The sequence below is a fragment of the Kribbella sp. NPDC050241 genome, assembly GCF_044459685.1.
GTDB lineage: Bacteria > Actinomycetota > Actinomycetes > Propionibacteriales > Kribbellaceae > Kribbella.
The window spans coordinates 395,224-417,921 of sequence record NZ_JBITJE010000005.1 but is presented as its reverse complement, the minus strand read 5'-3'; the positions used below and the strand labels follow the sequence as shown (position 1 = coordinate 417,921).

Below are 22,698 nucleotides of genomic sequence, written 5' to 3'. Positions count from 1 at the left end.
TGGCGGAGGGGCCGGGGGACGGTGGTGGGGTGGATGTTGAGTTCGGGGTTTTGGTGGATGTCCGGGAGGAGGGGGCGGGGTACTCGGGGGAACGGGTGGAGGAGGTGGTGGTTGCCGACCAGCTCGGGTTCGCGGGGGCCTGGTTGTCGGAGCACCATCTGACCGCGGATGGCGTGTTGCCTTCGCCCTTGGTGATGGCGGGGGTGCTCGCGGGACGGACCGCGCGGATTCGGATCGGGACGAACGTGCTGGTGTTGCCGCTGCATCATCCGTTGCGGGTGGCGGAGGACGCGGCCGTGCTGGACCTGGTGTCGGGTGGGCGGTTCGTGCTGGGGGTCGGTCAGGGGTACGCCGAGCGCGAGTTCGCCGCGTTCGGAGCCGATCGACGACGGCGCGGGGCTCTGCTCGAGGAAGGTGTCGAGGCAATCCGGCGGGCGTGGGCGGGCGACCTGTCGGTGACACCGCGGCCCGGCCATCGGATCCCGATCTACGCCGCTGGAGTGACGGCGGCGGGGCTGCGGCGGGCGGCGCGGGTGGGCGACGGGGTGATCATCTACTGCGCGACCCCGGCGGATCTGATCGCCCGGCGGAAGCTGATGGACGAGGTCGTCGACGAGCCGCCGCCGCTGATCTGCAGCGGGATCATGCAGGTGGACGAGGACGCGGATCGAGCCTGGGCCGACGCGGCGCCCGGGATCGCTTATCTGGAAGGGGAAATCGCGTCGTACGGCGGGACGGAGCCACCGGCGTTGCGGCGGGAGGACTATCTGATCGGTACGCCGGAGGACGTCGCCAACCGACTGATCGAGTTGCACGCGGCGACCCGGTTCGTGCAGTTCGCCCACTGGTTGCGGCTTCCGACCGTGTCGCATGAGGCGGCGCTGCGGTCTCTCGAATTGGTTTCAGCTCGGGTGATTCCCGCCGTACGGGCTGGTGTTGGACGCTAGCTTGGGAGGCAGGACGACCTGAGGAGACGGCGTGGGCGGGACCAGGGTCAGGCAGCGCAGACGGGCTGCGGTGGTTTTGACCGCGCTGGCGTTGGCGGCGGGGTGCTCCGATGACGGTGGCGCGACGACAGCGAATCCCGGCACGACCGCACCCAGTACGACGCCCGCACCGAGCAGCACCGGTACGACGTCCAGCGCCGCGCCGAGCACGAGTCAGCAAGGGCCGGTCAAGCTGACTGTGGCGTCGACGGTGGCGACGGGGATCGACATACCGTGGGGGCTCGCGTTCCTGCCGGACAAGAGTGCGCTCGTCGCGGAGCGGGATTCGGCCAAGATCAAGCGGGTCGCCGGCGGACAGGTGAGCGAGGTCGGCGAGGTGGACGACGTCGACCCGTCGTCCGAGGGCGGACTGCTCGGGCTGGCGGTGGATCCTGGGTATCCGGGCAAGCCGTACATCTACGCCTACTACTCCACCGGCGACGACAACCGCATCGCCCGGATCACGTACCAGAACAACAAACTGTCCGACCAGCAGGTGATCCTCGACGGGATCCCGCAGTCGGCGGTCCACAACGGCGGGCGACTGCGATTCGGCCCCGACGGGTACCTGTACGCCGGGACGGGTGACGGGTCCGAGCGGCCGAACTCCCAGGACGACGGGTCGCTGGGCGGGAAGATCCTGCGCATCACCACCGACGGCAAGGCAGCACCCGGCAACCCGGACGGCCGGCTCTGGTTCTCCAAAGGCCACCGGAACGTGCAGGGCCTCGCCTTCGACGGCAAGCAGTTGTACGCCGCCGAGTTCGGCCAGAACACGTGGGACGAGCTCAACGCGATCACCGCCGGCACGAACTACGGATGGCCGGCCGCTGAGGGCGTGAGCGGACTCGACGGCATGGCGGACCCGATCGCGCAGTGGCAGACCAGCGACGCGTCGCCGAGCGGGATCGCGTTCGCGCAGGGGCACATCTTCATGGCGTCGCTCCGCGGCGAGCGGTTGTGGGCCATACCAGTTGCCAACGGCAAGCGAACCGGCGAGCCGCAGGCGTTCTTCACCAACCAGTTCGGCCGGCTGCGCACGGTCGAGGCCGCGCCGGACGGCTCGCTCTGGCTGACCACCTCCAACACCGATGGCCGCGGCGGCACGCGCGACGGCGACGACAGAATTCTCCGCATCGCCATCAGCCGTTGACCGCCAACCGTTTCAAGGCTTTGCTCGTCTGGTACTAGTGGGGGGAAGCCTTACAGAACAACCGGTTGAGGGAGGAGTTGGTGATGCGGCCCGATCAGGTGTCCGTTGTCCCTAGCAGTGTGGTCGCTTCGGTGAGCACCTTCGAGGATGCTCAGCAGACGGTCAGCTATCTGCGCAGTTACGGGATGGAACCGGGCAGCCTGGAGGTGGTCGGATCCGACCTGAGACAGGCCCGCAGGAAACGGGTCGTCCCGGTCGCCAAGCTGACCGGTGCCGGCGCCTTGCAGGGCGCGCTGCTCGGCATCCTCGCCGCCGTGTTCGTCACCCTCGTCGCCGAGACGACCTTGACCGGCCTTGCCGTCGTCGTCTGGGGCTTCGTGTACGGCGTACTGATCGGTGCGCTGTGGGGATTGTTCCGGGGACTGGTGCGGAACCGGCCCGACGCGGTGACGACCGAGGTCGTGCCGACGCGCTTCGAGGTGCGCTGCCCGTCCGAAGAACTGTCCGTCGCGCGAACGCTGCTCGCGGACGCCACGGACGTCGACGACGACGGCCGCGTCGAACGCGAGGTCATCGCGAACGCACCCCACAAGGACAAGAAAGCAGCGTGAAACCGCGTCGGACCCCCGCAGGCGATACCCGCGGGGGTCCGGCGACCAGGCTCAGATGCCCAGCTTGGCGTTCAGCAGCTCGCGGACCTTGGCAGCATCCGCTTGACCGCGCATGTCCTTCATGACCGCGCCGATCAGCGCACCGGCCGCGGCCGGCTTGCCCGAGTTGACCTTCTCGACCACGTCCGGGTTGGCCGCGATCGCGCGGTCGATCGCCTCGATCAGAGCCGAGTCGTCAGACACCAGAGCAAGGCCCCGGGCGGCGATGATCTCGTCGATGGTGCCTTCACCCTTGAGCAGACCATCGAAGACCTGACGAGCCAGCTTGTCGTTCAGCTCGCCCTTGTCGACCCGTGCCTGCACGTTGGAGACATCAGTCGGACTGATACCCAGCTCGCCCAGGTCCTTGCCGCTCTCGTTCGCGGCCCGGGCGAGCTCACCCAGCCACCACTTCTTGGCCGCCGCGGGGCTCACCCCGAGGTCGACCGTCGTGACGATCAGCTCGAGCGCGTTGCCGTTGACGACGTCGCGCATCTCGAGGTCGGTGAAGCCCCACTCCTCCTGCAGCCGGACCCGTCGCAGTGAAGGTGCCTCCGGCAACGAAGCGCGGATCTCCTCGACCCATTCGCGCGACGGAGCCACCGGGACGAGGTCGGGCTCCGGGAAGTACCGGTAGTCCTCGGCGTCGGACTTCTCCCGGCCGGAGGTGGTGATGCCGGTGTCCTCATGCCAGTGCCGGGTCTCTTGGACGACCTTGCCGCCGCTCGACAGCACCGCCGCCTGACGGGTGATCTCGTACGTCACCGCACGCTCGACGGAGCGGAACGAGTTCACGTTCTTGGTCTCGGTGCGCGTGCCCAGCATCGACGAGCCGCGCGGCTTGAGCGACACGTTGGCGTCGCAGCGCAGCGAGCCCTGGTCCATCCGGACGTCGGAGACACCGAGCGCGAACAGCAGGTCGCGCAGCATGCTCACGTACGCCCGCGCCACCGCCGCCGCCTTCGCCGGCGGCACCTCGATCGTCTTGGTCACGATCTCGATCAGCGGGATGCCGGCCCGGTTGTAGTCGACCAGCGAGTGCGAGGCGCCGTGGATCCGGCCGGTCGCGCCGCCCACGTGGGTGGACTTGCCGGTGTCCTCCTCCATGTGGGCGCGCTCGATCTCGATCCGGTACGTCTCGGAGTCGACGACCACTTCGGTCCACCCGTTGTACGCGATCGGCTCGTCGTACTGGGAGGTCTGGAAGTTCTTCGGCATGTCCGGGTAGAAGTAGTTCTTCCGGGCGAACCGGCACCACTCGGCGATCTCGCAGTTCAGCGCCAGGCCGATCTTGATCGCGGACTCGACGCCGCGGCGGTTCACCACCGGCAGCGCGCCCGGCAGGCCGAGGCAGACCGGACAGGTCTGCGTGTTCGGCGGCGCGCCGAACTCGGTCGGGCAGCCGCAGAACATCTTCGACTTCGTGTTCAGCTCGACGTGGACCTCGAGGCCCATCACCGGGTCGTACTGCGCCAGCGCGTCGTCGATCTCGAGGACGTCTGCGGTCATCGGGTCACCTCCAGCTCCGGAGCCTTGGTCATCAGTACGCCGCCCCACTGCTCGGCCAGCGCGGACTCCAGCGCGGCGCCGACGGTGTAGCACAGGTCGTCGCGCAGCACCGGCGCCATCACGTGGAAGCCGACCGGCATGTTGTCCTCGTCGGCCAGACCACACGGGAACGACGCGGCCGCGTTGCCGGCCAGGTTGGACGGGATCGTGCAGAGGTCGTTCTTGTACATCGCGATCGGGTCGTCGATCCGGTCACCGATCGCGAACGCCGTCGTCGGCGTCGCCGGCGAGACGAGCACGTCGACCTGCTCGTAGGCGTTGACGAAGTCGCGGGCGATCAGCGTCCGCACCTTCTGCGCCTGGCCGTAGTACGCGTCGTAGTACCCACTGGACAGCGCGTGCGTGCCGAGCATGATCCGGCGCTTCACCTCGGCGCCGAAGCCGGCCTCACGGGTCAGGTTCATCACCTTCTCCGCGCTGTTCGTGCCGTCGTCGCCGACCCGCAGCCCGTACCGCATCGCGTCGAACTTGGCCAGGTTGGACGAGGCCTCGCTCGGCAGGATCAGGTAGTAGGCCGGCAGCGCGTACTGGAAGTGCGGGCAAGACACCTCGACCACCTCGGCGCCGAGCTTGGTGAGCAGCTCGACCGCCTCGTGGAAGCGCGCCTCGACGCCAGGCTGGTATCCCTCGCCGCCGAGCTCCTTGACCACGCCGACGCGCAGGCCGGTCACGTCACCGTTGCGGGCCGCCGCGACGACGGCCGGGACCGGCTGGTTGATCGAGGTCGAGTCCATCGGGTCGTAGCCGGCGATCGCCTCGTGCAGCAACGCCGCATCCAGCGTCGTCCGCGCACACGGACCAGGCGTGTCGAGCGAAGACGCCAGCGCGATCAGTCCGTACCGCGAGGTCCCGCCGTACGTCGGCTTGACCCCGACGGTGCCGGTGAACGCGCCGGGCTGCCGGATCGAGCCACCGGTGTCGGTGCCGATCGCGAGCGGTGCCTCGTACGCCGCCAGCGCGGCCGAGGACCCACCGCCGGAGCCACCCGGGATCCGGCCGAGGTCCCACGGGTTGTGGGTCGTGCCGTACGCCGAGTTCTCCGTCGAGGAGCCCATCGCGAACTCGTCCATGTTGGTCTTGCCGAGGATGACGATGCCGGCCGCCTTCAGCCGCTTCACCATGGTCGAGTCGTACGGCGGCTTCCAGCCCTCGAGAATCTTCGAGCCGGCCGTGGTCGGAACGCCCTCTTGGGTGAGCACGTCCTTCAGCGCCAGCGGGACACCGGCCAGCGGAGCGAGCTCCTCGCCCGCCGCGCGGCGGGCGTCCACGGCGGCGGCCTGCGCCAGCGCGCCCTCGGTGTCGACGTGCAGGAACGCGTGCACGTCGCCGTCGACGGCGGCGATCCGGTCCAGGTGCGCCTGGGTGATCTCCACCGAGCTGGCCTGGCCGGACGTCATCAGCTCCGCGAGCTCAGCCGCGGTCTTGCGGATCAGGTCGCTCATCTCAATCCTCCTCCAGGATCCGCGGCACCCGGAATCGCTGCTCCTCGGCGGCCGGCGCACCGGACAGCGCCTGCTCGGGTGTGAGGCACGGCACGTTCTCGTCCGCGCGCATCACATTGGTGAGCGGGAGGGCATGCGAGGTCGGCGGGATGTCGTCCGCGGCCACCTGGCTGACCTGCCCGACCAAGGTGATGATCTGGTCGAGCTGCGGGGCGAGGTGGTCGAGCTCGTCGTCGGTGAGCTCGATCCGCGCCAGTCGCGCCAGGTGCGCGACCTCTTCGCGGGTAATCGATGGCATGAACTGATCCAATGGCTTCTTGAGGATTGACCGGGGTGAAATCGGCCCGGACCCGGCCATCCTAGTGGGCTCGTGTATCGGTCGCGTTTCCCTGTCCCCCGGGCTGTGGACAACGCTGCGAGGTGCGTTGGGCGAGAGGGCCGGGCGTGTCTTCGGGTTCCGCTCTGTAACATGGGCCGCGACAGGGCGTTACGCGCAAGGTGATCGGCTGGGAGATGATCGTTCGGTGTTCCTGCTGCGCTTGATCATCCCGGACCGGCCCGGTTCGCTCGGCACCGTGGCCACCGCCCTCGGTGAGGTGAACGCCGACATCCACGCGATCGAGATCGTCGAGCACCGCCGTGAGAACGGCACCGCCGTGGACGACATCGTCGTCGACGTGCCGACCGGCGTGCTGCCGGACCGGCTGGTCTCCGCGTGCAACAGCGTCGAGGACGTCGAGGTCATCTGGTTCTCCCGGTACGGCGCCGGCGGCGGACTGCACATGGACCTCGAGGCCGTGGAGCAGATGACGTCTGCCCCCGCGGACGCGATCGACATCCTGGTCGAGCAGTCCCCGGCCGTGCTGCACGCCGACTGGGCCGCGTTGCTCGACGGCACGGGCGGTGAGGTGAAGGTCGCCCTCGAGACCAGCGCCACCCCGGAGTTCGGTGACGTGGCGGCGACCTGGCTGCCACTGCAGAAGGCCACCACGATGGCGTCCCCACTGGAGCACAAGGGTCTGGCGGAGTCGGTCCTGGTGGCCGCGCCGCTGGAGTCCGACCGCCGGATGCTGGTCATCGGGCGTCGTGGCGGGCCGGAGTTCCTGGCCTCCGAGGTCGCCCGGCTCAGCTACCTGGCATCGCTGGCAGTCACCATCCGCGCGACCGCCTGAGCAGTCCCGACCGCTCGCCTACGTGAACTTGAAGTAGGCGAGCGTCCACAGCCCTGCGATCACCAGCAGGACGACGACCCCGACCAGGGCCACGATCAGGATCGCCTGGCTGTTGCTGCCGGAGCGCTCCGGGAGGTCGAACTGGGTGGGCCCCCAGGGCCCACCACCGTCGACCCGCTGGGATGCCTCCGGCGGCGGCTTGACCACCGTCCGGGGATCCCGCTTCTCGCGGGGGAACTTCATCCGGCCTCCGTTGTGCGCTTGCTCAGACGTAGAAGGTCTCGTAGCTGACCGAGATCCGCTGCGAGGCGTAGTCGTCCTCGCTGTTGCCGGTGATCTCGACCCGCCATCCGGCCACATAAGCAGCGTACGACTTGCCGTCACTGTGCTTGTCGACGTACTCCTTCACCGCGGCCACGTCCTCGCCCTTCAGCGCGCCGAACGCGTCGTTCACCGCGGCCGGGAACGCCGTCTTCACGTCCGCCGGGTCACCGGACGCGCTCACCTCGAGCGACCGGATGCCCTCGCCCTTGCCGGCGTAGGAGTAGACCCGCTGCGAACCGTACTTGCCGACCTGCTTGCTGCAGGAGCTCGTGCAGACGTACTTCTTCGTCTTGAGCGCGGCGACCAGCTGCGGCTCGGTCGTGTCGAACGCCTTCCGCGGCAGGTCGAGCGAGTCGGCGCCGGACTTGCCGCCGGACAGCTGCACGTCGTCGCCGTCGTTGCGCAGCTCGAACTCGCCCCAGCTGCTGCCGACCTTCTGCGACTTCTGGCCGGTCTTGACCGCGTCCTGGATCTTCTTGACCTCGCTGCCGCCGAACGTGTCGTTGCCGATCGCCTGCAGCTCAGCGTCGAAGGTGACGCCGGCGTTGTTGACGTTGTCCTCGTTCTGCGACCGCAGCAGGACGCCGAGGATGGTGCCGTCCTTCTGGAACTGGAAGACCGCCTCGGCCTCGGTCGCGCCGTCGTACTTGAAGCAGCCGCGGTGCGCACCCTGCTCGGTGTTGAACAGGTCGCTGCACCGGAACCCGATGCCCTGCAGCTTCTCGGTCGCGGTCTTCGCCTGACCGGTCGACTCGCCGAGCGAACCGTCGTCCTCGCCGTTGCTCTGGTTGCCGCTCGGCTGCGACTGCCCGTTGCTCGGGCCGGCCACGGGCTCGTCGTCACCGCCGAGGGCGCGGACACCGAGGAAGATCAGCAGACCGATCAGCACGATGCCGACGACACCGCCACCGATGACCAGCGGCATCTTCTCCTTGCTGATGCCACCGGGACCTTTGCCGGAACCGCCCTGCTGCCACTGCTGCTGGCCGGACTGACCGCCTTGCTGCTGGTGCCAACCGCCCTGCTGCTGGCCCTGCTGACTCCACGGCTGCTGCTGGTAGGAGCCGCCGCCTTGCCGCTGCTGCGGGGAGCGCTGACCCCAACCGCCCTGGCCCTGCCCGGGTTGCCCCTGACCGGGCTGGCCTGGCTGGCCCTGCTGAGGCGGCTGCCCAGGCTGCTGTCCCCAGCCGCCACCACCCTGCTGCGGGGGCCGGCCTTGCTGCGGAGGCTGCCCTTGCGGGGGCTGACCCTGTTGCGGCGGCTGACCCTGCTGCGGCGGCTGGCCTTGCTGCGGGGGCCCCTGGCGTGGAGGCTGACCCTGTTGCGGCGGCTGCTGCGGGCGCTGACCCCAACCGCCACCACCCTGGCCCGGAGGCTGCTGTCCCCAGCCGCCTTGACCTCCCTGTCCCCCTTGCTGCCCGCCTGGCTGGCCCCCCGGCTGCCCAGGACCCCACGGTCCCTGCGGCGGCGTCGTCATATTCGCTCCTTCTGAACCCACGTGTAGACGTGCAAAGTTAACAGTCCGACGGCTCAATCCGGCCGCCGGATCCGTGGAATCCGGTGCGCTACGCGTCTCCGGGTTCGGGGGTGGTCGCAACTTCGCTGGCAGCTTCCGCGCCGTCGTCCAGCAGGACACGGAAACCGGGGGCATCGAGGATCGGTACGCCGAGTTGGACGGCCTTGTCGTACTTCGACCCCGGCGAGTCACCGACCACCACGAACGAGGTCTTCTTCGAGACCGAACTGGCCACCTTGCCACCCCGGGACACGATCGCCTCGGTCGCCTCGTCACGGCTGAACCCCTCGACCGTCCCGGTGACCACGATCGACAGACCGGTCAATGTCTGCTCGACGGTCGGTCCGGTCCGCTCCTGCCGCAGCTCGACGCCGGCCGCCTTCCACTTGTCCACGATCGCCTGGTGCCAGTCCACCGCGAACCACTCGATCACCGCGTGCGCGATGGTCGGTCCGACGCCCTCGATCTCGGACAGTTCTTCCTCGCTCGCCGCCCGCACCGCGTCGATGTCGTCGTACACGGCGGCCAGGGCCTGCGCCGCGGTCGGGCCGACGTGGCGGATCGACAGCGCGACCAGGCCGCGGGACAGCGGCTGGGTTTTGGCCTGCTCCAGATTCGCGATCAGGCGCTGGGCATTCGCCGACAGCGCCCCGGCCTTGGTGGTGAAGAACGAACTCCGGGCCAGGTCCTCCTCGGTCAGCGCGAACAGGTCCCCCTCGTCCGTGATCAGGCCGCCACTGATCAGCGCGTCCGCGCCCTTGAAGCCGAGCACCTCGATGTCGAAGGCGGATCGGCCGGCCAGGTGGAACAGCCGCTCCCGCAGCTGCGCCGGGCAGGACTTGTTGTTCGGGCAGCGGATGTCGACGTCGCCTTCCTTCATCGGGCGCAGCGTCGTACCGCAGGAGGGGCACTCGGTCGGCATGACGAACTCGTGGGCGTCGTCGGGCCGCAGGTCGATCACCGGGCCGAGGATCTCCGGGATCACGTCGCCGGCCTTGCGCAGTACGACGGTGTCACCGATCCACACGCCCTTGCGCTTGACCTCCTGCGCGTTGTGCAGGGTCGCGAACTCGACCGTCGAGCCGGCCACCCGGACCGGCTCCATCTTCCCGTACGGCGTGACGCGGCCGGTCCGGCCGACGTTCACCTCGATGTCGAGGAGTTTGGTGGTGACCTCCTCGGGCGGGTACTTGTACGCGATCGCCCAGCGCGGCGCGCTCGAGGTGGAGCCGAGCGCGCGCTGCAGATCGACCTCGTCCACCTTCACCACGACGCCGTCGATCTCGTGGTCGACCGAGTGCCGGTTCTCGCCGTAGTACGCGATGAACTCGTTCACCTGGTCGAGCGTCTCGACCTTGCGGGCCCGGTCGCTGACCGGCAGGCCCCAGGCCTTCAGCTGGTCGTACGCCGACGACAGCCGCGCGACGTGGTACCCGTCGACGCGGCCGAGGCCGTGGACGACGAAGCGCAGCGGCCGGCTCGCGGACACCCGCGGGTCCTTCTGCCGCAGCGAACCGGCGGCGCTGTTGCGCGGGTTCGAGAACGGGTCCTTGCCGGCCTCGACGAGCTGCGCGTTCAGCTCCTCGAAGTCCTCGACCCGGAAGTAGACCTCGCCGCGGACCTCCAGGAAGGCCGGGTGGTCCTTGCCCTCCAACTCGTTCGGGATGCTCTTGATCGTGTGGACGTTCGGCGTCACGTCCTCACCGGTGCGGCCGTCGCCGCGGGTGGCGCCGGTGACCAGGCGGCCGTTCTCGTAGACCAGGTCGAGGGCGAGACCGTCCACCTTCAGCTCACACATGAAGCCGCTGTGCTGGATCTGCTTGACGGTCACCTCCCGCTCCAGCCGCTTCGCCCAGGCCTCCATCTGCTCGGCGGAGAACGCGTTGCCCAGGCTCTCCATCCGGGTCGGGTGCTGCACCGGGGTGAACAGGGTGGAGATCGGTACGCCGACCTTCTGCGTCGGCGAGTCCGGCGTGCGAAGCTCGGGGTACTGCTCCTCGATCGCCTGCAACTCGTGCATCAGCGCGTCGAAGTCCGCGTCCGAGATCGTCGAGGTGGCCAGGTAGTACCGCACCCGGTGGTCCTCGATCTCCTTGCTCAAATCGGCATGCCGCTCCCGCACCTCAGCCGGCGCAGCAGGAATCTCCGTGCTCATGTGCAAAACCTACAGCCCACCACCGACGTTCCCGGGAAAGAAGAACGGCCGCCTTCGGCGACGGGGTGTGGGGCGGGACCTGCCGACGTTTCAGCTGTTCTCCGCGGCTTCGGCGACGGCATCCGCGGTACGCCGGAGGAGTTCGAGGCGGGACCGCGCATCGGCCGGAGACGGGGAGGCTGCCAGTCCACACGCGGGTGTGATCACGGCCTGCTTGAGGATCTCGGGGTCGAGGCCCAGTTCACGCCAGCGCCGGACCAGTGGGTCGGCGGCCTGCTCCTCGTTCGGCAGCGCGCCGGTCGTCGGGACCAGGCCTGCGTAGAGAGTGCTGCCGGCCTCGGCAGCGATGGCGATCTGATCCCAGGCAGCGTTGTTCAGCAGCGAGATGTCCACGGCGACCCCTGCGGCGCCGGCCTTGGTGAAGACCTCGATCGGCGGTCGTGCGGCGCAGCAGTGGATCACTGTCGGTGCCTGTGTGGTCACGAGACTGAGCAACTCGACCGCACCCGGACCGTCCACAGACCGGTGCTTGCTCCAGCCACTGGCGGTCGGGACGGCTCCAGCCAGCACAGCAGGCAGCCCCGGCTCGTCGATCTGTACGACGACCTCCGCACCAGGCACACGGCGTCGTACCTCGGCCACGTGATCGCTGAGGCCCAACGCCAGCGTCTGAGCGAGGTCCCGCCGGGCACCGTGGTCCGCCAGCACCTTGTCACCGCGCGGCAACTCCACAGTGGACGCCAGGGTCCACGGTCCGGTGAGCTGCAGCTTCAGTGGCCCCGTGTAACCGTCCGCCAACTCTTCGAGCACATCCAGGTCCTCAGCCAGCAGCGACCGTGCCCGCCGCTGGTCCAGGCTCGCCCGCGGATCACCACCCCCGGTGAGCCGCCAGCCCGCCGGCTGCAGGTCCGCGGCAAGCTCGTCCAGTACGGCGACCGCCCGGCTGAGCATGTCGCCGTACGGACGGGTCGGCAGCTCAGCGAGGAACGGGATGTCGACAGCCTCGAGCAGCACCTTCGTCCACTCACGGATGTCGTCACCTGGGAGCGAGCCCAGGCCGGTTGTCGTCATGCGTGCTGCGCCGCCACCCGCGAGACCGTGTCGATCGTGGCCGAGCCGATGACTCGCGTCCCGTCGTACAGCACGACTGCCTGACCGGGCGCCACGGCTGACGTCGGCTCGTCGAAGGAAACCTGCACCTGGTCACCCTCGAGGCGGGCGGTGACGGCCACCTCCTCGCCGTGCGCGCGCAGCTGAGCCTTGACGTGCAGCTCCGAGGCCGGCGCGGGTCCGCACCACCGCGGCTTCGAGGCGGTCAGGTGCGAGACCGCCAGCTCCTCGCGCGAGCCGACGGTGACCGTGCGGTCCACCGGGCTGATGTCCAGCACGAACCGCGGCTTGCCGTCGGCGGCGGGCGTACCGATCCGCAGGCCCTTGCGCTGGCCGACGGTGAAGCCGTGCGTGCCCTTGTGCTCGCCGAGCTTGTTGCCCTGCGCATCGACGATGTCGCCGGGCGCCTGGCCGAGGTGCTGATCGAGGAAGCCGGAAGTGTTGCCGTCGGCAATGAAGCAGATGTCGTGACTGTCCGGCTTGGCCGCCACCGACAGCCCGAGACGCTCGGCCTCCGCCCGCACCTCGGTCTTGACCGTGTCACCGAGCGGGAAGAACGCATGCGCGAGCTGCTGCTGGGTGAGCACGCCGAGCACGTAGGACTGGTCCTTCGCCGGATCAACCGCCCGATGCAGTTCGCGAGCGCCGTCCGGGGTGTCCACGATCCGCGCGTAGTGCCCGGTCGCGACCGCGTCGAAGTCGAGCGCCAGCGCCCGCTCGAGTACGGCGCTGAACTTCACCTTCTCGTTGCAGCGCAGGCACGGGTTCGGCGTCCGGCCGGCGGCGTACTCGCTGACGAAGTCCTCGACCACGTCGGCGTGGAACCGCTCGGCCAGGTCCCAGATGTAGAACGGGATCCCGATCACGTCCGCGGCCCGGCGGGCGTCGCGGGAGTCCTCGATGGTGCAGCAGCCGCGCGCGCCACTGCGGTACGACTGCGGGTTGCGGCTCAGCGCCAGGTGCACTCCGACCACGTCGTGCCCGGCCTCGGCCATCCGCGCCGCCGCGACGGCGGAGTCGACCCCGCCGCTCATGGCTGCGAGTACCCGCATCAGTTGTTCCTTCCCACGTTCTGCAGTCCGGCGGACTTCGCCCGCTCCACCACCGGTCCGATGTTGTCCAGTACGGCGTCGATGTCGGCGCGGGTGCTGGTGTGGCCGAGGGTGAACCGCAGCGATCCGCGCGCCCGCTGGTCGTCGTACCCCATGGCCAGCAGGACATGGCTCGGCTCGGCGACCCCGGCGTTGCACGCGGAGCCGGTGGAGACCTCGATCCCGCGTGCGTCGAGCAGCAGCAGGAGCGAGTCGCCCTCGCAGCCGCTGAAGGACAAGTGTGCGTTACCGGGCAAACGGTTCGCCGGGTCCCCCGACAACTTGGCGCCCTCGACCGTGTTCAGCACGCCGCTGATCAGCGCGTCCCGCAGCTCGGTCAGCCGCCGCGCCTCGTCCGCCTGGTGCTTGACCGAGTGCTCGACCGCGACCGCGAAACCGGCCGTCGCGGGAGCGTCCAGGGTGCCGGAGCGTACGTCACGCTCCTGGCCGCCGCCGTGCAGGACCGGCGTCAGCTTCGTCTCCTTGTGGACGACCAGCGCACCGATCCCGTACGGACCACCGAGCTTGTGAGCCGACACGGTCATCGCGTCGACGCCCAGCTCGGCGAAGTCGACCGGCACCTGCCCGACCGCCTGGACCGCGTCGGTGTGCACGGGGACGCCGTACTCCTTCGCGAGCTCCGCGATCTCACGCACCGGCTGCAGCGTGCCGACCTCGTTGTTCGCCATCATCAACGTGACGAACGACACGGACTCCGGGTCCTGCTCGATCGCCCGCCGTACGTCGTCCGGCCGCACCCGGCCGAGCTCGTCGACCGGCAGCCACTCGATCTCGGCCTGCTCGTGCTCGGCCAGCCAGACGGCCGGATCGAGTACGGCGTGGTGCTCGATCCCGCTCAGCAGGATCCGGCGCCGGCGCGGATCCTCGGCCAGCCGCGCCCACCACAGCCCCTTCAGGGCCAGGTTGTCCGACTCGGTCCCGCCGGAAGTGAACACGACCTCGCTCGGCTGGGCCCCGAGCGCCGCGGCGATCGTCTCGCGCGACTCCTCGACGGTCCGCCGGGCGCAGCGGCCGGAGCCGTGCAGGGACGACGCGTTGCCGGTGCGCGCGAGGTGGAAGGTCATCGCCTCGATCGCTGCCGGCAACATCGGGGTCGTCGCCGCGTGGTCCAGGTACACCGGGCGGCGGTCGGAAGCAGTCATATCGGTTTCAAGGGTATGTCCGCCACCGTTGTTCCCGCTCATCCGGGCCGGTTCACAGCTCCAGCGTGACCTTCTGCTCGAACCTGGCCCCGATCCGCTCGAACGCGGTCGCCACCTCGGCGACGGCTGCCGGGTCGCCGGTCCGGCGGGCTCCGATCCGGAGTACGACGGCGTCCGACCACAGGTTCTCGGCAGCCGAGGCCCGCTCGACATAGCGCTCGGCGTCGGCCAGTCCCGCGACGACAGCCAGCTCGGCGCCGGCGGCGTGGGCGTACGGGACCCACCAGGGCTCGGGGAAGTCCGCGAAGGCTCCCCGGACCACCGCCCCGGCGGCACGGGTGTCGTTGTGGTGGAGAGCCAGACGCGCGGCGACGAACGCGGACGCGGCCTGCAGATTGGGACCCGCGGCCGGGGTGCGGACACGTGCCATCTCCAGGGCACGGGCGTGCCAGACCGGTTCGCGTCCCGTGCCGAGCAGACCGTGCGCGAGCGCAGCGAGGGCCGCGGCCGACGACATCCAGGCGTGCGGCGGGCGGCCTGCGGCCAGCCAACTGCTGTACATCTCGTCCGCGGCCCGAACCGCTTCGTCGAGCAGACCGCCCAGAGCGAACGCACGAACCTGGCGCGGGCCGGTGATGAACGGATGCCCGTGCATCGGGTCGTCGGTGAGCCGCGCCAGCCGGACCGCCTCGACCAGGTCGCCGACCGCGACCGCGGTCGTGGAGGCGACGTGGTACGCGTCCACGATCTCGGCGACCGCTCGCGGATCATGCTCCGGAAGGGTCGCGGCCAGCTCCAGCCTCTCCTCAGCCAGCCGGCGGGCGTCACGGAGGCGGCCGGCGCCACCGAGCGCTGTGCCACACACGTCGAGCGCATTCATCATGGCCAGCGGGTCCGTCGACTGCCGAGCCGCGGCGACGGCGGCCTCGGCGGGCTCGAGCTCGAAGCGCGCCACCCAGGCCCGCGCGATGCGGACCTGAACCGTGTCCGCATCGGCCGCGAGCAGTCCGGCGCCGCGGTCGGCCGGGACGGGCGGCTGGACCTCGTAGCGGTTCATCATCATGACGACGTACGCGAGGGCTTCCTGCTGAAGCTCATGATTGCCTTCGGCGGCTGCGCGGTCCGCCGCACGCAGCATCAAGTGGTAGGCCTCGGTCCCATCGGCGACGGTCAGCGTCGCATCGGCCGCGTCACGAAGGTCGTCGTACAGCTCCGCGGAATCGGTGGCGTGGGCGGCGGCAGTGAGGTAGTGGTCGTGCGCCTCGACGAACCGCTTGCGGGCGAAGGTCAGGTGAGCCAGTCGCCGAGCCAACCGCCGTACGTCGGCCTCCGGGTGGCTGACCGCTGCCCGGAGATCAGCGGTGACCTGATCGAACTCGGCCTGCCACTCCTCCCCCGCTTCGAGGCGCGCCTCCAGGTCCGCCGCAACGGCACCGGCCCAAGCCAGGTGCAGTACGGCGACCTCGTCGTACTCACCGGATCGGCCGAGCTCCTCCAGCGCGTAGACGCGAACCGTCTCCAGCATGCGCCACCTGCTCGTGCCGGCGTGCTGGCTGCGATGCAGGAGGCTCTTGTCGGTCAGACGACCCAGCAGGTCACTCAGCTCGCCGCGGGAGCTTCCGGGCGCCACTCCGCCCACGGCGGCGAGGTCGAACCCGCCGACGAACACTCCGAGCCGCCGGAACAGTGCACGCTCGTCGTCGTCGAGCAGGTCGTAGCTCCAGCCGATGACCTGAGCCAGCGAGTGGTGCCGCTCGTTCGGCCCGCGTCCGCCGGCCAGAAGCCGCAGGCGGTCGTCGAGCGCGGCCAGCAGCCCGTCCGGCCCCAGCGAGCCCGCACGGGCTGCGGCCAACTCGATCGCCAGCGGTACGCCGTCGACTCCTGCACACACTTGCGCCGCGATGTCGGTCTGCTCAGTTCCCGAGAACTCTGGTGCGACCAGGGCGGCCCGGTCCCGGAACAGCTGCTCGGCCTCCGACCCCTCCAGCGGTCCCAGCCGCAGCGGCCGCTCGCCCGCCACCCCGATCCGCTCCCGACTGGTCGCCAGTACGGCGGTCTCCGGTGCCTCGGTGAGGATGCGGGCAACCAGATCGCCCACGTCCGCCACCACGTGTTCGCAGTTGTCGAGCACGAGCAGAGTTCGCCCCTGAGTGAGGCGTCCCACCACCGCGTCGGTGAGCGTCTGCGGTGGTTGTTCTCGCACCTGCAGCGCCTCCGCTACAGCTGCGACGACGAACCCGGGTCGCACCGGGACCAGGTCGACGACTGCTCCGCCGTACGGATAGTTCTCGCCGACCTCGGCGGCGACACGCAGGGCCAACCGGGTCTTCCCGACGCCGCCGGGACCCAGGAGGCTCACCAGTCGGTTGCTGGCGAGGGCAGCCACGAGTTCGGCGCGGTCCTGCTCGCGGCCGACGAAGCTGGTGCCCGGACCTGTCGGTGCGGTGAATCCGTGGGCCCGTGCCGGGTCCACGCCTTCCAGCTCGGCGAGTCTGGCCAGTTCACGGCGGTCCGAGACGCCGTACTTGCGCAGCAGTGACGAGACGTGGCTCTCGACCGTGCGGACGCTGATGTGCAGATGCCGCGCGATCTGGGCGTTCGAGCGATCGCCGGCCAGCGCGGACAGGACCTCGGCCTCCCGCGCGGACACGTCTCTCGGACCAGCCACCGCCCCATCATGCCCTGGCCATGGTGCGTTCGGTGGCGGTTCCGTGCCCGCTACTGAGGACAGTGCGTGGTGTCCGATGCGACGGTGAACCCATGACTCAGGACATCCTCGACCGGCGCGCGGCGGCGGTCATCGAAGCGAACAAGTACATGACGCTGGGGACGGTCGACCCCGACGGCCGGCCGTGGGTGACCCCGGTCTACTTCACCCCGGACGGTCACGGCACGTTCTACTGGGCCTCGTCGACCGCGGCCGCGCACTCGGTGAACATCGCGGCCAACCCGGACGTGAGCATCGCGATCTTCGACTCCAGCGTCCCGATCGGCGGCGCCTCGGCCGTCTACTTCCGCGCCCGGGCCGAACGCGTTCCCGACGACGAACTCGAACGCAGCGCGGCCTTCTACGCATCCCGCTACCCGGAGCTGCGCGCGTTCTCCGTCGACGAACTCCGCGAGCCCGAGGAGCTCCGCCTCTACCGGGCTCACGCGACCGACCACTGGATCCTGGTCCGCGGCGGCGACCCGGACTACGGCACCGGCATCGACTCCCGCCGCCCGGTCTGGTCGTGAGCCGAGATCCCCAGCGACCTGATCGCGTCAGCCTCTGACGGTGTCGATCCAGGCGTGCCCGGGGTGCAGATGCTCGATCATGTCGGCCAGCCAGGTACGACGCTCGTCGGTCAGCAGCGGGAGCGTCGCGGCCAGATCCTGCTCGTCCTTCGGGCGTGACTGCTTCGCCTTGTAGGCGAGCACGATCTCGGGGTTCAGGTAGCGGATGCCGTCGGACGCGACCCAGCTGATGTCGTGGAGGACGTAGTCGAGCTCCGGGTCGCGGCGGAACACCCACCGGCCATCGCGGTCCGGGTTCACCACCAGGTCGAACTCCCACGGCGCCAAGGCGTGCTTCCGTAGCCAGATCTGGTCGGCGTCGGCCGGTTGCTCCGGTCGCTCGTCGGTGAGCGGCTTGAGCCGTCCACCCGCGTTCGCCCAGAGGTCGTACTTGCCCTTCAGGTGCAGTCGCAGCTTCTCGATGTCCCGCCGCCACAGCGACACGTCGACGTCTTCGTGATCCCGCCGTACGCCGGTGAAGGCCTCGACCGCCCATCCGCCGGCGATCCACCACTCCCCGTCGTACCCGTCGAGCACCTCTCGCGCCTCCGCGGGAGTCGACGGCTTCCACGGCCCGTACAGCCGCTGGAACGCGAGTTCTTCCGCGTCCAGTCCGTCCGGATACCACGTGCGCTCCATGGTCAACGGTCCCTCCAACGGCTCTGGTGGGTCCAGCCGATGATCTCGGCGGCACGGCGGCACTCGTACGGCGATGTGGTGCCGGGGAGGTCTCCGCGGATCGCGGTATCCGGCGAGTAGCGGGCGAGCAGTTCGGCGGTCGGCTGCTCCATGCCGGTGTCCTCAGCGGCGATCAGCAGGGTCTCGAACCGTTGAGCGGTTGGCCGGGGCCGCAGGGAGAGGACGCACGCCCGGGCTGCCTCGACGAGGTCGACGTACCCCCAGAGGTTGCGCCGGTTCTCCTCGGGCGGTACTTCGGCGATGAAGCGGCGTACTTCGGTGGGCGTGAGGATCCAGTGGAAGCGCAGAGCGGTGACCTGCATGCCGCGGCGCGCGTACATCTGACCGGTGCGTTCCAGCAGGTCCTTGGTCAACGCGTACGGGTCGACGTACCGCAGCTCGGTCTCCTCGTCGATCGGGACCTCGGCGACGGTGAGCTCCTCCGGAGACCAGGCCGTGCCGTAGATCGATCCGCTCGAGGCGAGGACCGCGGTGCGGACGCCCTGAGTCCAGGCCTCCTCGAGGGCGTTGAACGTGGTGAGGGCGTTGATCTCCACCAAGCGCACCGGCGTGATGTTCTCCGGGCTGGGGATCGCGGCACAGTGCACGATCGCGTCCGCCCCACGCAGCGACCGGGCGACCGCTTCACGATCGCTCAGGTCGACAGGCGCCGGCCCGGTCAGATCGGCCTCGACCACCTCGTGCCCGTCGGCCACCAGCTGCCGGCAGACCTCACTCCCCAGCTTCCCCCTCGCCCCACTCACCCAGATCCGCACCCGGCGCATCGTAGCCACCGCAGCGGTCAGCGTCAGCGGTCAGGGCAGGGGTCTGGCGGAGTGGTCGGTGCAGGGGGTCCGGCGCAGCGGTTCAGGGGCAGCGGGCGGACGTGATGCGGCCCGGCTCGGGAGGGGAGCCGAGCCGGACCGCGGGTGGCTGGGGGCAGAGGGGTCGGCCCCCAGCCAGGTGTGTCACGCCTTGCGCTTGGTGACCTCTTCGGTCGCGGCGGGCAGGACCTTGTGCAGGTCGCCGACGACGCCGAAGTCGACCAGCTCGAAGATCGGCGCTTCCTCGTCCTTGTTGACGGCGACGATCGTCTTCGAGGTCTGCATCCCGGCCCGGTGCTGGATCGCGCCCGAGATCCCGGCCGCGACGTACAGCTGCGGCGACACGGTCTTGCCGGTCTGGCCGACCTGGTAGGCGTGCGGGTACCACCCCGAGTCGACGGCCGCACGGGACGCACCGACGGCCGCACCCAGGGAGTCGGCGAACGCCTCGATCGGACCGAAGTCACCACCGGTGCCGCGACCGCCGGACACGATGATCGCCGCCTCGGTCAGCTCCGGACGACCGGTCGCCTCCCGCGGCTTGGAGTCGGTGATCCGCGCGGTCTTCGCGGCGTCGGAGATCGTCACGTCGAACTCCTCCACCTCCGGCGAGGTCTCCGCGGCTTCCGGGGTCGCCGCGTTCGGCTTGACCGTGATGATCGGCGTGCCGTGGGTGACCTTGGCCTGCACCGTGTAGTTGCCGGCGAACACCGACTGCGTGGTGACCGGGCCACCGTCACCAGCGGTGACATCGACCGCGTCGGTGATCAGGCCCGAGTCCAGCTTGACCGCCAGCCGGGCCGCGACCTCCTTGCCCTCCGTGCTCGACGAGATCAGGATCGCGGCCGGCTCGACCTTCGCCGCGACCTGCTGCAACGCCTCGGCCTGCGGCGCCACCAGGTACTGCGTGAGGTCGGCATTCGTCAGCGCGATCACCTTCGTCGCGCCGTACTGACCCAGCGCGGGCAGGGCGTCCTGTACGCCGTCGCCGATGAAGACCGCGACCGGCTCGCCCAGGCGCCGCGCGATGGTGAGGAGCTCCGCGGTGGTCTTGCGGACCTTGCCCCCGGTGTGGTCAACGAGAACCAGAACGTTCGACATGAACTGATCGCCCCTCAGAGGAACTTGTTGGTGGACAGGAACTCGACGAGCTCGGCAGCACCACTGCCGTTGTCGTCAGTGACGATCGTGCCGGCGCTGCGCGGCGGACGGGCGGTCACCTCGACCACCTCGGTCCAGGCGCTCGCGCCACCCACCTGGTCCGGCGCGATCTCCAGGTCGGCCAGCGACCAGGTCTCCACCGGCTTCTTCTTCGCCGCCATGATGCCCTTGAACGACGGGTACCGCGGCTCGTTCGCCTGGTCCGACACCGACAGCACCAGCGGCAGCGTGCCCTCGATCGTGTCGCTGGCGGTGTCGCCGTCGCGGCGGATCCGCACGGTCTGCCCGTCGACGGTGACCTCGGAGCCCAGCGTCACGGCCGGCAGGCCGAGCCGCTCCGACACCATCGCCGGGACGACACCCATGCCACCGTCGGTCGAACCCATCCCGAACACGACCAGGTCGGCCTCGAGCTTGGCCAGCGCCTTCGACAGGATCAGCGACGTGGCGACCGCGTCCGAGCCGTGGATCGCGTCGTCGAGCACGTGGACACCCGCGTCGGCGCCCATCTGCAGACCCTTCTTCACCGCGTCGGCCGCCTGCTCGGGGCCGACCGTGAGGATGGTCACCTCGGCGTCGCCGGCCTCTTTCACGGTCAACGCGGTCTCGACGGCGTACTCGTCCAGCTCGGACAACAGCCCGTCGACACCGGCCCGGTCCACCGTGCTGTCCTCCGGGCGGAACCGGCGGTCCGCCGTGGCATCCGGCACGAACTTCGCGCAGACGACGATCTTCATAGCGTGTGGGACCCCTTCTGGTTAACGGTCTCTCCCAAGCCTGCCACGGATGTTACTCGCGAGAAACATGAGTCCGTGCGAGTCCCATCACAATCCGGCGCACCCGTAGGGTGACTCGGGTGACCGAGACGTTACCGCTGACCGGCGAGAGAACTGCGCCCGGGATCTGGCACGAGAACTACTGGTTCGCGCGCCACGACGCCGCCTATCGCTGGATCACGGCCAATCTGGACCTCGGAACCGGCCGGGTCCTCGACGCCGGCTGCGGCGAGGGCTACGGCGCGGAGTTGCTCCGCCTGGCCGGCGCGGCCTCCGTGACCGGTCTCGACTATGAACATACGACGTTGCGCCACGTCCGCCGCGTTTATCCACAGGTCAATGTGGTGCGCGGCAATCTCGTCCAGACCGGGTTCGCCGACGGCAGCTTCGATCTCGTCACGTCACTGCAGACGATCGAGCACCTGTGGGAGCAGCCGCGGTTCGTCACCGAGTGCGCGCGCATCCTCGCCCCGACAGGCACCCTCGTGCTGAGCACGCCGAACCGCCTGACCTTCCCGAGCGGCAACTGGTACCACACACGCGAGCTGACCCCCGCCGAGTTCACCGAGCTCGTCGAGAGCGACTTCGAGATCACGCACGCACTGGGACTCCACCACGGCGAACGCCTCCGCGCCTGGGAGACGCAGTACGGCTCCTGCGTGGACGCCCAACTGGCCACGGCGTACGACGACTGGGACGCCGAACTCACCGCACTCGTGAAGAGCACGCACCACGAGGACTTCGAGATTCGCCCAGGAGCCCTGGACGAATCTCTCGACCTCATCCTCGTGGCGCGACCGCGGAACTAGAGACCTGCCCTAGGGCCGGACGAAGCGTTCGACGATCTTGCCGACGATCAGGTAGACCAGCGCCGCGATCCCCCAGTTCACCAGCAGGGTGTTCTTCGCGGTCTCCAGCCGGAACAGATCCTTGAACGGACCGACCAGGTCCTGCCCGCGCTCCAGCACCCAGCGCACGATCTCGTTGCTCTGGTTGGTCTGGTCGAGCGCGGTGAACAGCGCGCCGAGCGCAAGCACCGCCGCTGCCAGCACCGCGACCAGCCAGATCAGCGACGCGAGCAGGTTGCGCAGCCGCTTGACTCCGGAACCGACCGTGCCCAGCGCCTGCTTGCCCTTGCCGGACGAGCCGACCGCGGTCCGGCGGGTCGGTGGTTTGTTGCCCGAGGCACCAGCACTGGTGGCCGGCACCTTGCTCACCGGCGTCGTCACCGAGGTGCCGGCCGGATCCTTGCCCGCGGCATCCTTACCGGTCCCCGTTGCGGCGTCCTCCGAGCCGGCCGCACCAGTACCGGCCGCGGCCGGAGCCTCGGCAGCTGCCCTCTCCCGGGCCCGCTGCTCCGCGACGATCTCCGCCGCGGTCTTCGGCCGGGCCGGCTTCGTCGCCGTCGCGGTCGTGGCACGGCCGCTGTCGCCCTGCGGCGAATCCGTGTCCTTCGAGGCTGTCACCGCCTTGTCGGCTTCGGCGGCTGCCGCCTTCTCGTCGTGCGTACCCACGTCGTCCATCTCCTCAGCCGGGGTCGGTTCCTCATCCGTCGCCGTTGCCGGTGCTGTGGCCGGCGGTCTCCTCCGCCGGCTGACCGGGACCGGGCGCGGCGACAGCCTGCGCCGGGCGCCCGCGAGCGGGGCCGGTGG

At 69.7% G+C, this 22,698-nt stretch carries 22 protein-coding genes; 7 read left to right on the top strand and 15 right to left on the bottom strand.

Annotation, left to right across the window (positions count from 1 at the left end):
- Positions 1-29: 29 nt before the first annotated feature.
- The 3 genes from ACIBG5_RS25500 to ACIBG5_RS25490 all read left to right on the top strand — a co-directional run bounded on the left by ACIBG5_RS25500 (position 30) and on the right by ACIBG5_RS25490 (position 2,750).
- Entirely contained in the window at positions 30-947 is a 918-nt protein-coding gene (locus ACIBG5_RS25500; protein WP_396393968.1) for an LLM class flavin-dependent oxidoreductase, read from the top strand.
- Between the two features lie 70 nt (positions 948-1,017).
- On the top strand, positions 1,018-2,139 hold the full coding sequence (locus ACIBG5_RS25495) for a PQQ-dependent sugar dehydrogenase (RefSeq protein ID WP_396393967.1): 1,122 nt from the start codon (positions 1,018-1,020) through the stop codon (positions 2,137-2,139).
- A 131-nt stretch (positions 2,140-2,270) separates the two neighbouring features.
- Positions 2,271-2,750, top strand: a complete 480-nt coding sequence (locus tag ACIBG5_RS25490) for a hypothetical protein (RefSeq protein ID WP_396393966.1) — start codon at positions 2,271-2,273, stop codon at positions 2,748-2,750.
- 51 nt (positions 2,751-2,801) lie between these two features.
- On the opposite strand, the gene gatB is transcribed toward ACIBG5_RS25490, so the two are convergent.
- The 3 genes from gatB to gatC are packed head-to-tail and all read right to left on the bottom strand — an operon-like array spanning position 2,802 to position 6,098.
- Complete coding sequence (gatB, locus tag ACIBG5_RS25485) at positions 2,802-4,298, bottom strand: Asp-tRNA(Asn)/Glu-tRNA(Gln) amidotransferase subunit GatB (RefSeq protein ID WP_396393965.1); 1,497 nt, start codon at positions 4,296-4,298, stop codon at positions 2,802-2,804.
- Complete coding sequence (gene gatA / locus ACIBG5_RS25480) at positions 4,295-5,800, bottom strand: Asp-tRNA(Asn)/Glu-tRNA(Gln) amidotransferase subunit GatA (protein ID WP_360440736.1); 1,506 nt, start codon at positions 5,798-5,800, stop codon at positions 4,295-4,297. The genes gatB and gatA overlap by 4 nt, the downstream gene beginning before the upstream one ends.
- A gap of 1 nt (position 5,801) precedes the next feature.
- A complete protein-coding gene (gene gatC, locus ACIBG5_RS25475; RefSeq protein WP_131355449.1) occupies positions 5,802-6,098 on the bottom strand; it encodes an Asp-tRNA(Asn)/Glu-tRNA(Gln) amidotransferase subunit GatC in 297 nt (98 codons plus the stop codon).
- A gap of 226 nt (positions 6,099-6,324) precedes the next feature.
- Here gatC and ACIBG5_RS25470 point away from each other — a divergent pair, with 226 nt between their 5' ends.
- Positions 6,325-6,972 carry an ACT domain-containing protein gene (locus tag ACIBG5_RS25470; RefSeq protein WP_396393964.1) on the top strand — a complete coding sequence of 216 codons (648 nt, stop codon included), beginning with the start codon at positions 6,325-6,327 and terminating at the stop codon, positions 6,970-6,972.
- A gap of 18 nt (positions 6,973-6,990) precedes the next feature.
- Here ACIBG5_RS25470 and ACIBG5_RS25465 read toward each other — a convergent pair whose 3' ends face one another.
- Both ACIBG5_RS25465 and ACIBG5_RS25460 read right to left on the bottom strand, forming a co-directional pair.
- On the bottom strand, positions 6,991-7,215 hold the full coding sequence (locus ACIBG5_RS25465; RefSeq protein WP_396393963.1) for a hypothetical protein: 225 nt from the start codon (positions 7,213-7,215) through the stop codon (positions 6,991-6,993).
- Positions 7,216-7,237: 22 nt separating this feature from the next.
- Positions 7,238-8,221, bottom strand: coding sequence for a hypothetical protein (locus ACIBG5_RS25460; RefSeq protein WP_396393962.1), 984 nt, complete (start codon positions 8,219-8,221; stop codon positions 7,238-7,240).
- Between the two features lie 75 nt (positions 8,222-8,296).
- Between ACIBG5_RS25460 and ACIBG5_RS25455 the strand changes: the two genes are divergently transcribed.
- The gene (locus ACIBG5_RS25455; protein WP_396393961.1) at positions 8,297-8,788 is read left to right on the top strand and encodes a hypothetical protein; all 492 of its coding nucleotides are present in this window, start codon (positions 8,297-8,299) and stop codon (positions 8,786-8,788) included.
- 73 nt (positions 8,789-8,861) lie between these two features.
- On the opposite strand, the gene ligA is transcribed toward ACIBG5_RS25455, so the two are convergent.
- The 5 genes from ligA to ACIBG5_RS25430 form a co-directional block, all read right to left on the bottom strand.
- Positions 8,862-10,967 (bottom strand): NAD-dependent DNA ligase LigA, encoded by a 2,106-nt coding sequence (gene ligA / locus ACIBG5_RS25450; RefSeq protein WP_396393960.1) that lies wholly within the window; start codon positions 10,965-10,967, stop codon positions 8,862-8,864.
- A 90-nt stretch (positions 10,968-11,057) separates the two neighbouring features.
- A complete protein-coding gene (locus tag ACIBG5_RS25445; RefSeq protein WP_396393959.1) occupies positions 11,058-12,038 on the bottom strand; it encodes a methionine synthase vitamin-B12 independent in 981 nt (326 codons plus the stop codon).
- Positions 12,035-13,129 carry a tRNA 2-thiouridine(34) synthase MnmA gene (mnmA, locus tag ACIBG5_RS25440; protein ID WP_396393958.1) on the bottom strand — a complete coding sequence of 365 codons (1,095 nt, stop codon included), beginning with the start codon at positions 13,127-13,129 and terminating at the stop codon, positions 12,035-12,037. Before mnmA ends, ACIBG5_RS25445 begins: the two co-directional genes overlap by 4 nt.
- On the bottom strand, positions 13,129-14,331 hold the full coding sequence (locus ACIBG5_RS25435) for a cysteine desulfurase family protein (protein WP_396393957.1): 1,203 nt from the start codon (positions 14,329-14,331) through the stop codon (positions 13,129-13,131). The genes mnmA and ACIBG5_RS25435 overlap by 1 nt, the downstream gene beginning before the upstream one ends.
- A 52-nt stretch (positions 14,332-14,383) precedes the next feature.
- Entirely contained in the window at positions 14,384-16,999 is a 2,616-nt protein-coding gene (locus ACIBG5_RS25430) for an ATP-binding protein (RefSeq protein WP_396393956.1), read from the bottom strand.
- 92 nt (positions 17,000-17,091) lie between these two features.
- On the opposite strand from ACIBG5_RS25430, the gene ACIBG5_RS25425 reads away from it, so the two are divergent.
- The gene (locus ACIBG5_RS25425; protein ID WP_396393955.1) at positions 17,092-17,568 is read left to right on the top strand and encodes a pyridoxamine 5'-phosphate oxidase family protein; all 477 of its coding nucleotides are present in this window, start codon (positions 17,092-17,094) and stop codon (positions 17,566-17,568) included.
- A gap of 27 nt (positions 17,569-17,595) precedes the next feature.
- Here the strand turns inward: ACIBG5_RS25425 and ACIBG5_RS25420 are convergent, their stop codons facing one another.
- The 4 genes from ACIBG5_RS25420 to ACIBG5_RS25405 all read right to left on the bottom strand — a co-directional run bounded on the left by ACIBG5_RS25420 (position 17,596) and on the right by ACIBG5_RS25405 (position 21,007).
- Complete coding sequence (locus ACIBG5_RS25420; protein WP_396393954.1) at positions 17,596-18,246, bottom strand: nucleotidyltransferase domain-containing protein; 651 nt, start codon at positions 18,244-18,246, stop codon at positions 17,596-17,598.
- Positions 18,247-18,248: 2 nt separating this feature from the next.
- A complete protein-coding gene (locus ACIBG5_RS25415) occupies positions 18,249-19,061 on the bottom strand; it encodes an NAD-dependent epimerase/dehydratase family protein (protein ID WP_396393953.1) in 813 nt (270 codons plus the stop codon).
- Between the two features lie 192 nt (positions 19,062-19,253).
- The gene (locus ACIBG5_RS25410; protein WP_396393952.1) at positions 19,254-20,210 is read right to left on the bottom strand and encodes an electron transfer flavoprotein subunit alpha/FixB family protein; all 957 of its coding nucleotides are present in this window, start codon (positions 20,208-20,210) and stop codon (positions 19,254-19,256) included.
- A 14-nt stretch (positions 20,211-20,224) separates the two neighbouring features.
- A complete protein-coding gene (locus ACIBG5_RS25405; protein ID WP_360440693.1) occupies positions 20,225-21,007 on the bottom strand; it encodes an electron transfer flavoprotein subunit beta/FixA family protein in 783 nt (260 codons plus the stop codon).
- Positions 21,008-21,126: 119 nt separating this feature from the next.
- Between ACIBG5_RS25405 and ACIBG5_RS25400 the strand changes: the two genes are divergently transcribed.
- Positions 21,127-21,855 carry a methyltransferase domain-containing protein gene (locus tag ACIBG5_RS25400; RefSeq protein ID WP_396393951.1) on the top strand — a complete coding sequence of 243 codons (729 nt, stop codon included), beginning with the start codon at positions 21,127-21,129 and terminating at the stop codon, positions 21,853-21,855.
- Between the two features lie 9 nt (positions 21,856-21,864).
- Here ACIBG5_RS25400 and ACIBG5_RS25395 read toward each other — a convergent pair whose 3' ends face one another.
- Positions 21,865-22,569 carry a hypothetical protein gene (locus ACIBG5_RS25395; protein WP_396393950.1) on the bottom strand — a complete coding sequence of 235 codons (705 nt, stop codon included), beginning with the start codon at positions 22,567-22,569 and terminating at the stop codon, positions 21,865-21,867.
- Positions 22,570-22,698 lie beyond the last annotated feature (129 nt).

Bases quoted from the DNA above. Each gene is read 5' to 3' on its own strand.
- gatB (WP_396393965.1), bottom strand. From the start codon at position 4,298: ATGACCGCAGACGTCCTCGAGATCGACGACGCGCTGGCGCAGTACGAC.
- gatA (WP_360440736.1), bottom strand. From the start codon at position 5,800: ATGAGCGACCTGATCCGCAAGACCGCGGCTGAGCTCGCGGAGCTGATG.
- gatC (WP_131355449.1), bottom strand. From the start codon at position 6,098: ATGCCATCGATTACCCGCGAAGAGGTCGCGCACCTGGCGCGACTGGCG.
- ACIBG5_RS25465 (WP_396393963.1), bottom strand. From the start codon at position 7,215: ATGAAGTTCCCCCGCGAGAAGCGGGATCCCCGGACGGTGGTCAAGCCG.
- ACIBG5_RS25460 (WP_396393962.1), bottom strand. From the start codon at position 8,221: ATGCCGCTGGTCATCGGTGGCGGTGTCGTCGGCATCGTGCTGATCGGT.
- ligA (WP_396393960.1), bottom strand. From the start codon at position 10,967: ATGAGCACGGAGATTCCTGCTGCGCCGGCTGAGGTGCGGGAGCGGCAT.
- ACIBG5_RS25445 (WP_396393959.1), bottom strand. From the start codon at position 12,038: ATGACGACAACCGGCCTGGGCTCGCTCCCAGGTGACGACATCCGTGAG.
- mnmA (WP_396393958.1), bottom strand. From the start codon at position 13,129: ATGCGGGTACTCGCAGCCATGAGCGGCGGGGTCGACTCCGCCGTCGCG.
- ACIBG5_RS25435 (WP_396393957.1), bottom strand. From the start codon at position 14,331: ATGACTGCTTCCGACCGCCGCCCGGTGTACCTGGACCACGCGGCGACG.
- ACIBG5_RS25425 (WP_396393955.1), top strand. From the start codon at position 17,092: ATGACTCAGGACATCCTCGACCGGCGCGCGGCGGCGGTCATCGAAGCG.
- ACIBG5_RS25420 (WP_396393954.1), bottom strand. From the start codon at position 18,246: ATGGAGCGCACGTGGTATCCGGACGGACTGGACGCGGAAGAACTCGCG.
- ACIBG5_RS25410 (WP_396393952.1), bottom strand. From the start codon at position 20,210: ATGTCGAACGTTCTGGTTCTCGTTGACCACACCGGGGGCAAGGTCCGC.
- ACIBG5_RS25405 (WP_360440693.1), bottom strand. From the start codon at position 21,007: ATGAAGATCGTCGTCTGCGCGAAGTTCGTGCCGGATGCCACGGCGGAC.
- ACIBG5_RS25395 (WP_396393950.1), bottom strand. From the start codon at position 22,569: ATGGACGACGTGGGTACGCACGACGAGAAGGCGGCAGCCGCCGAAGCC.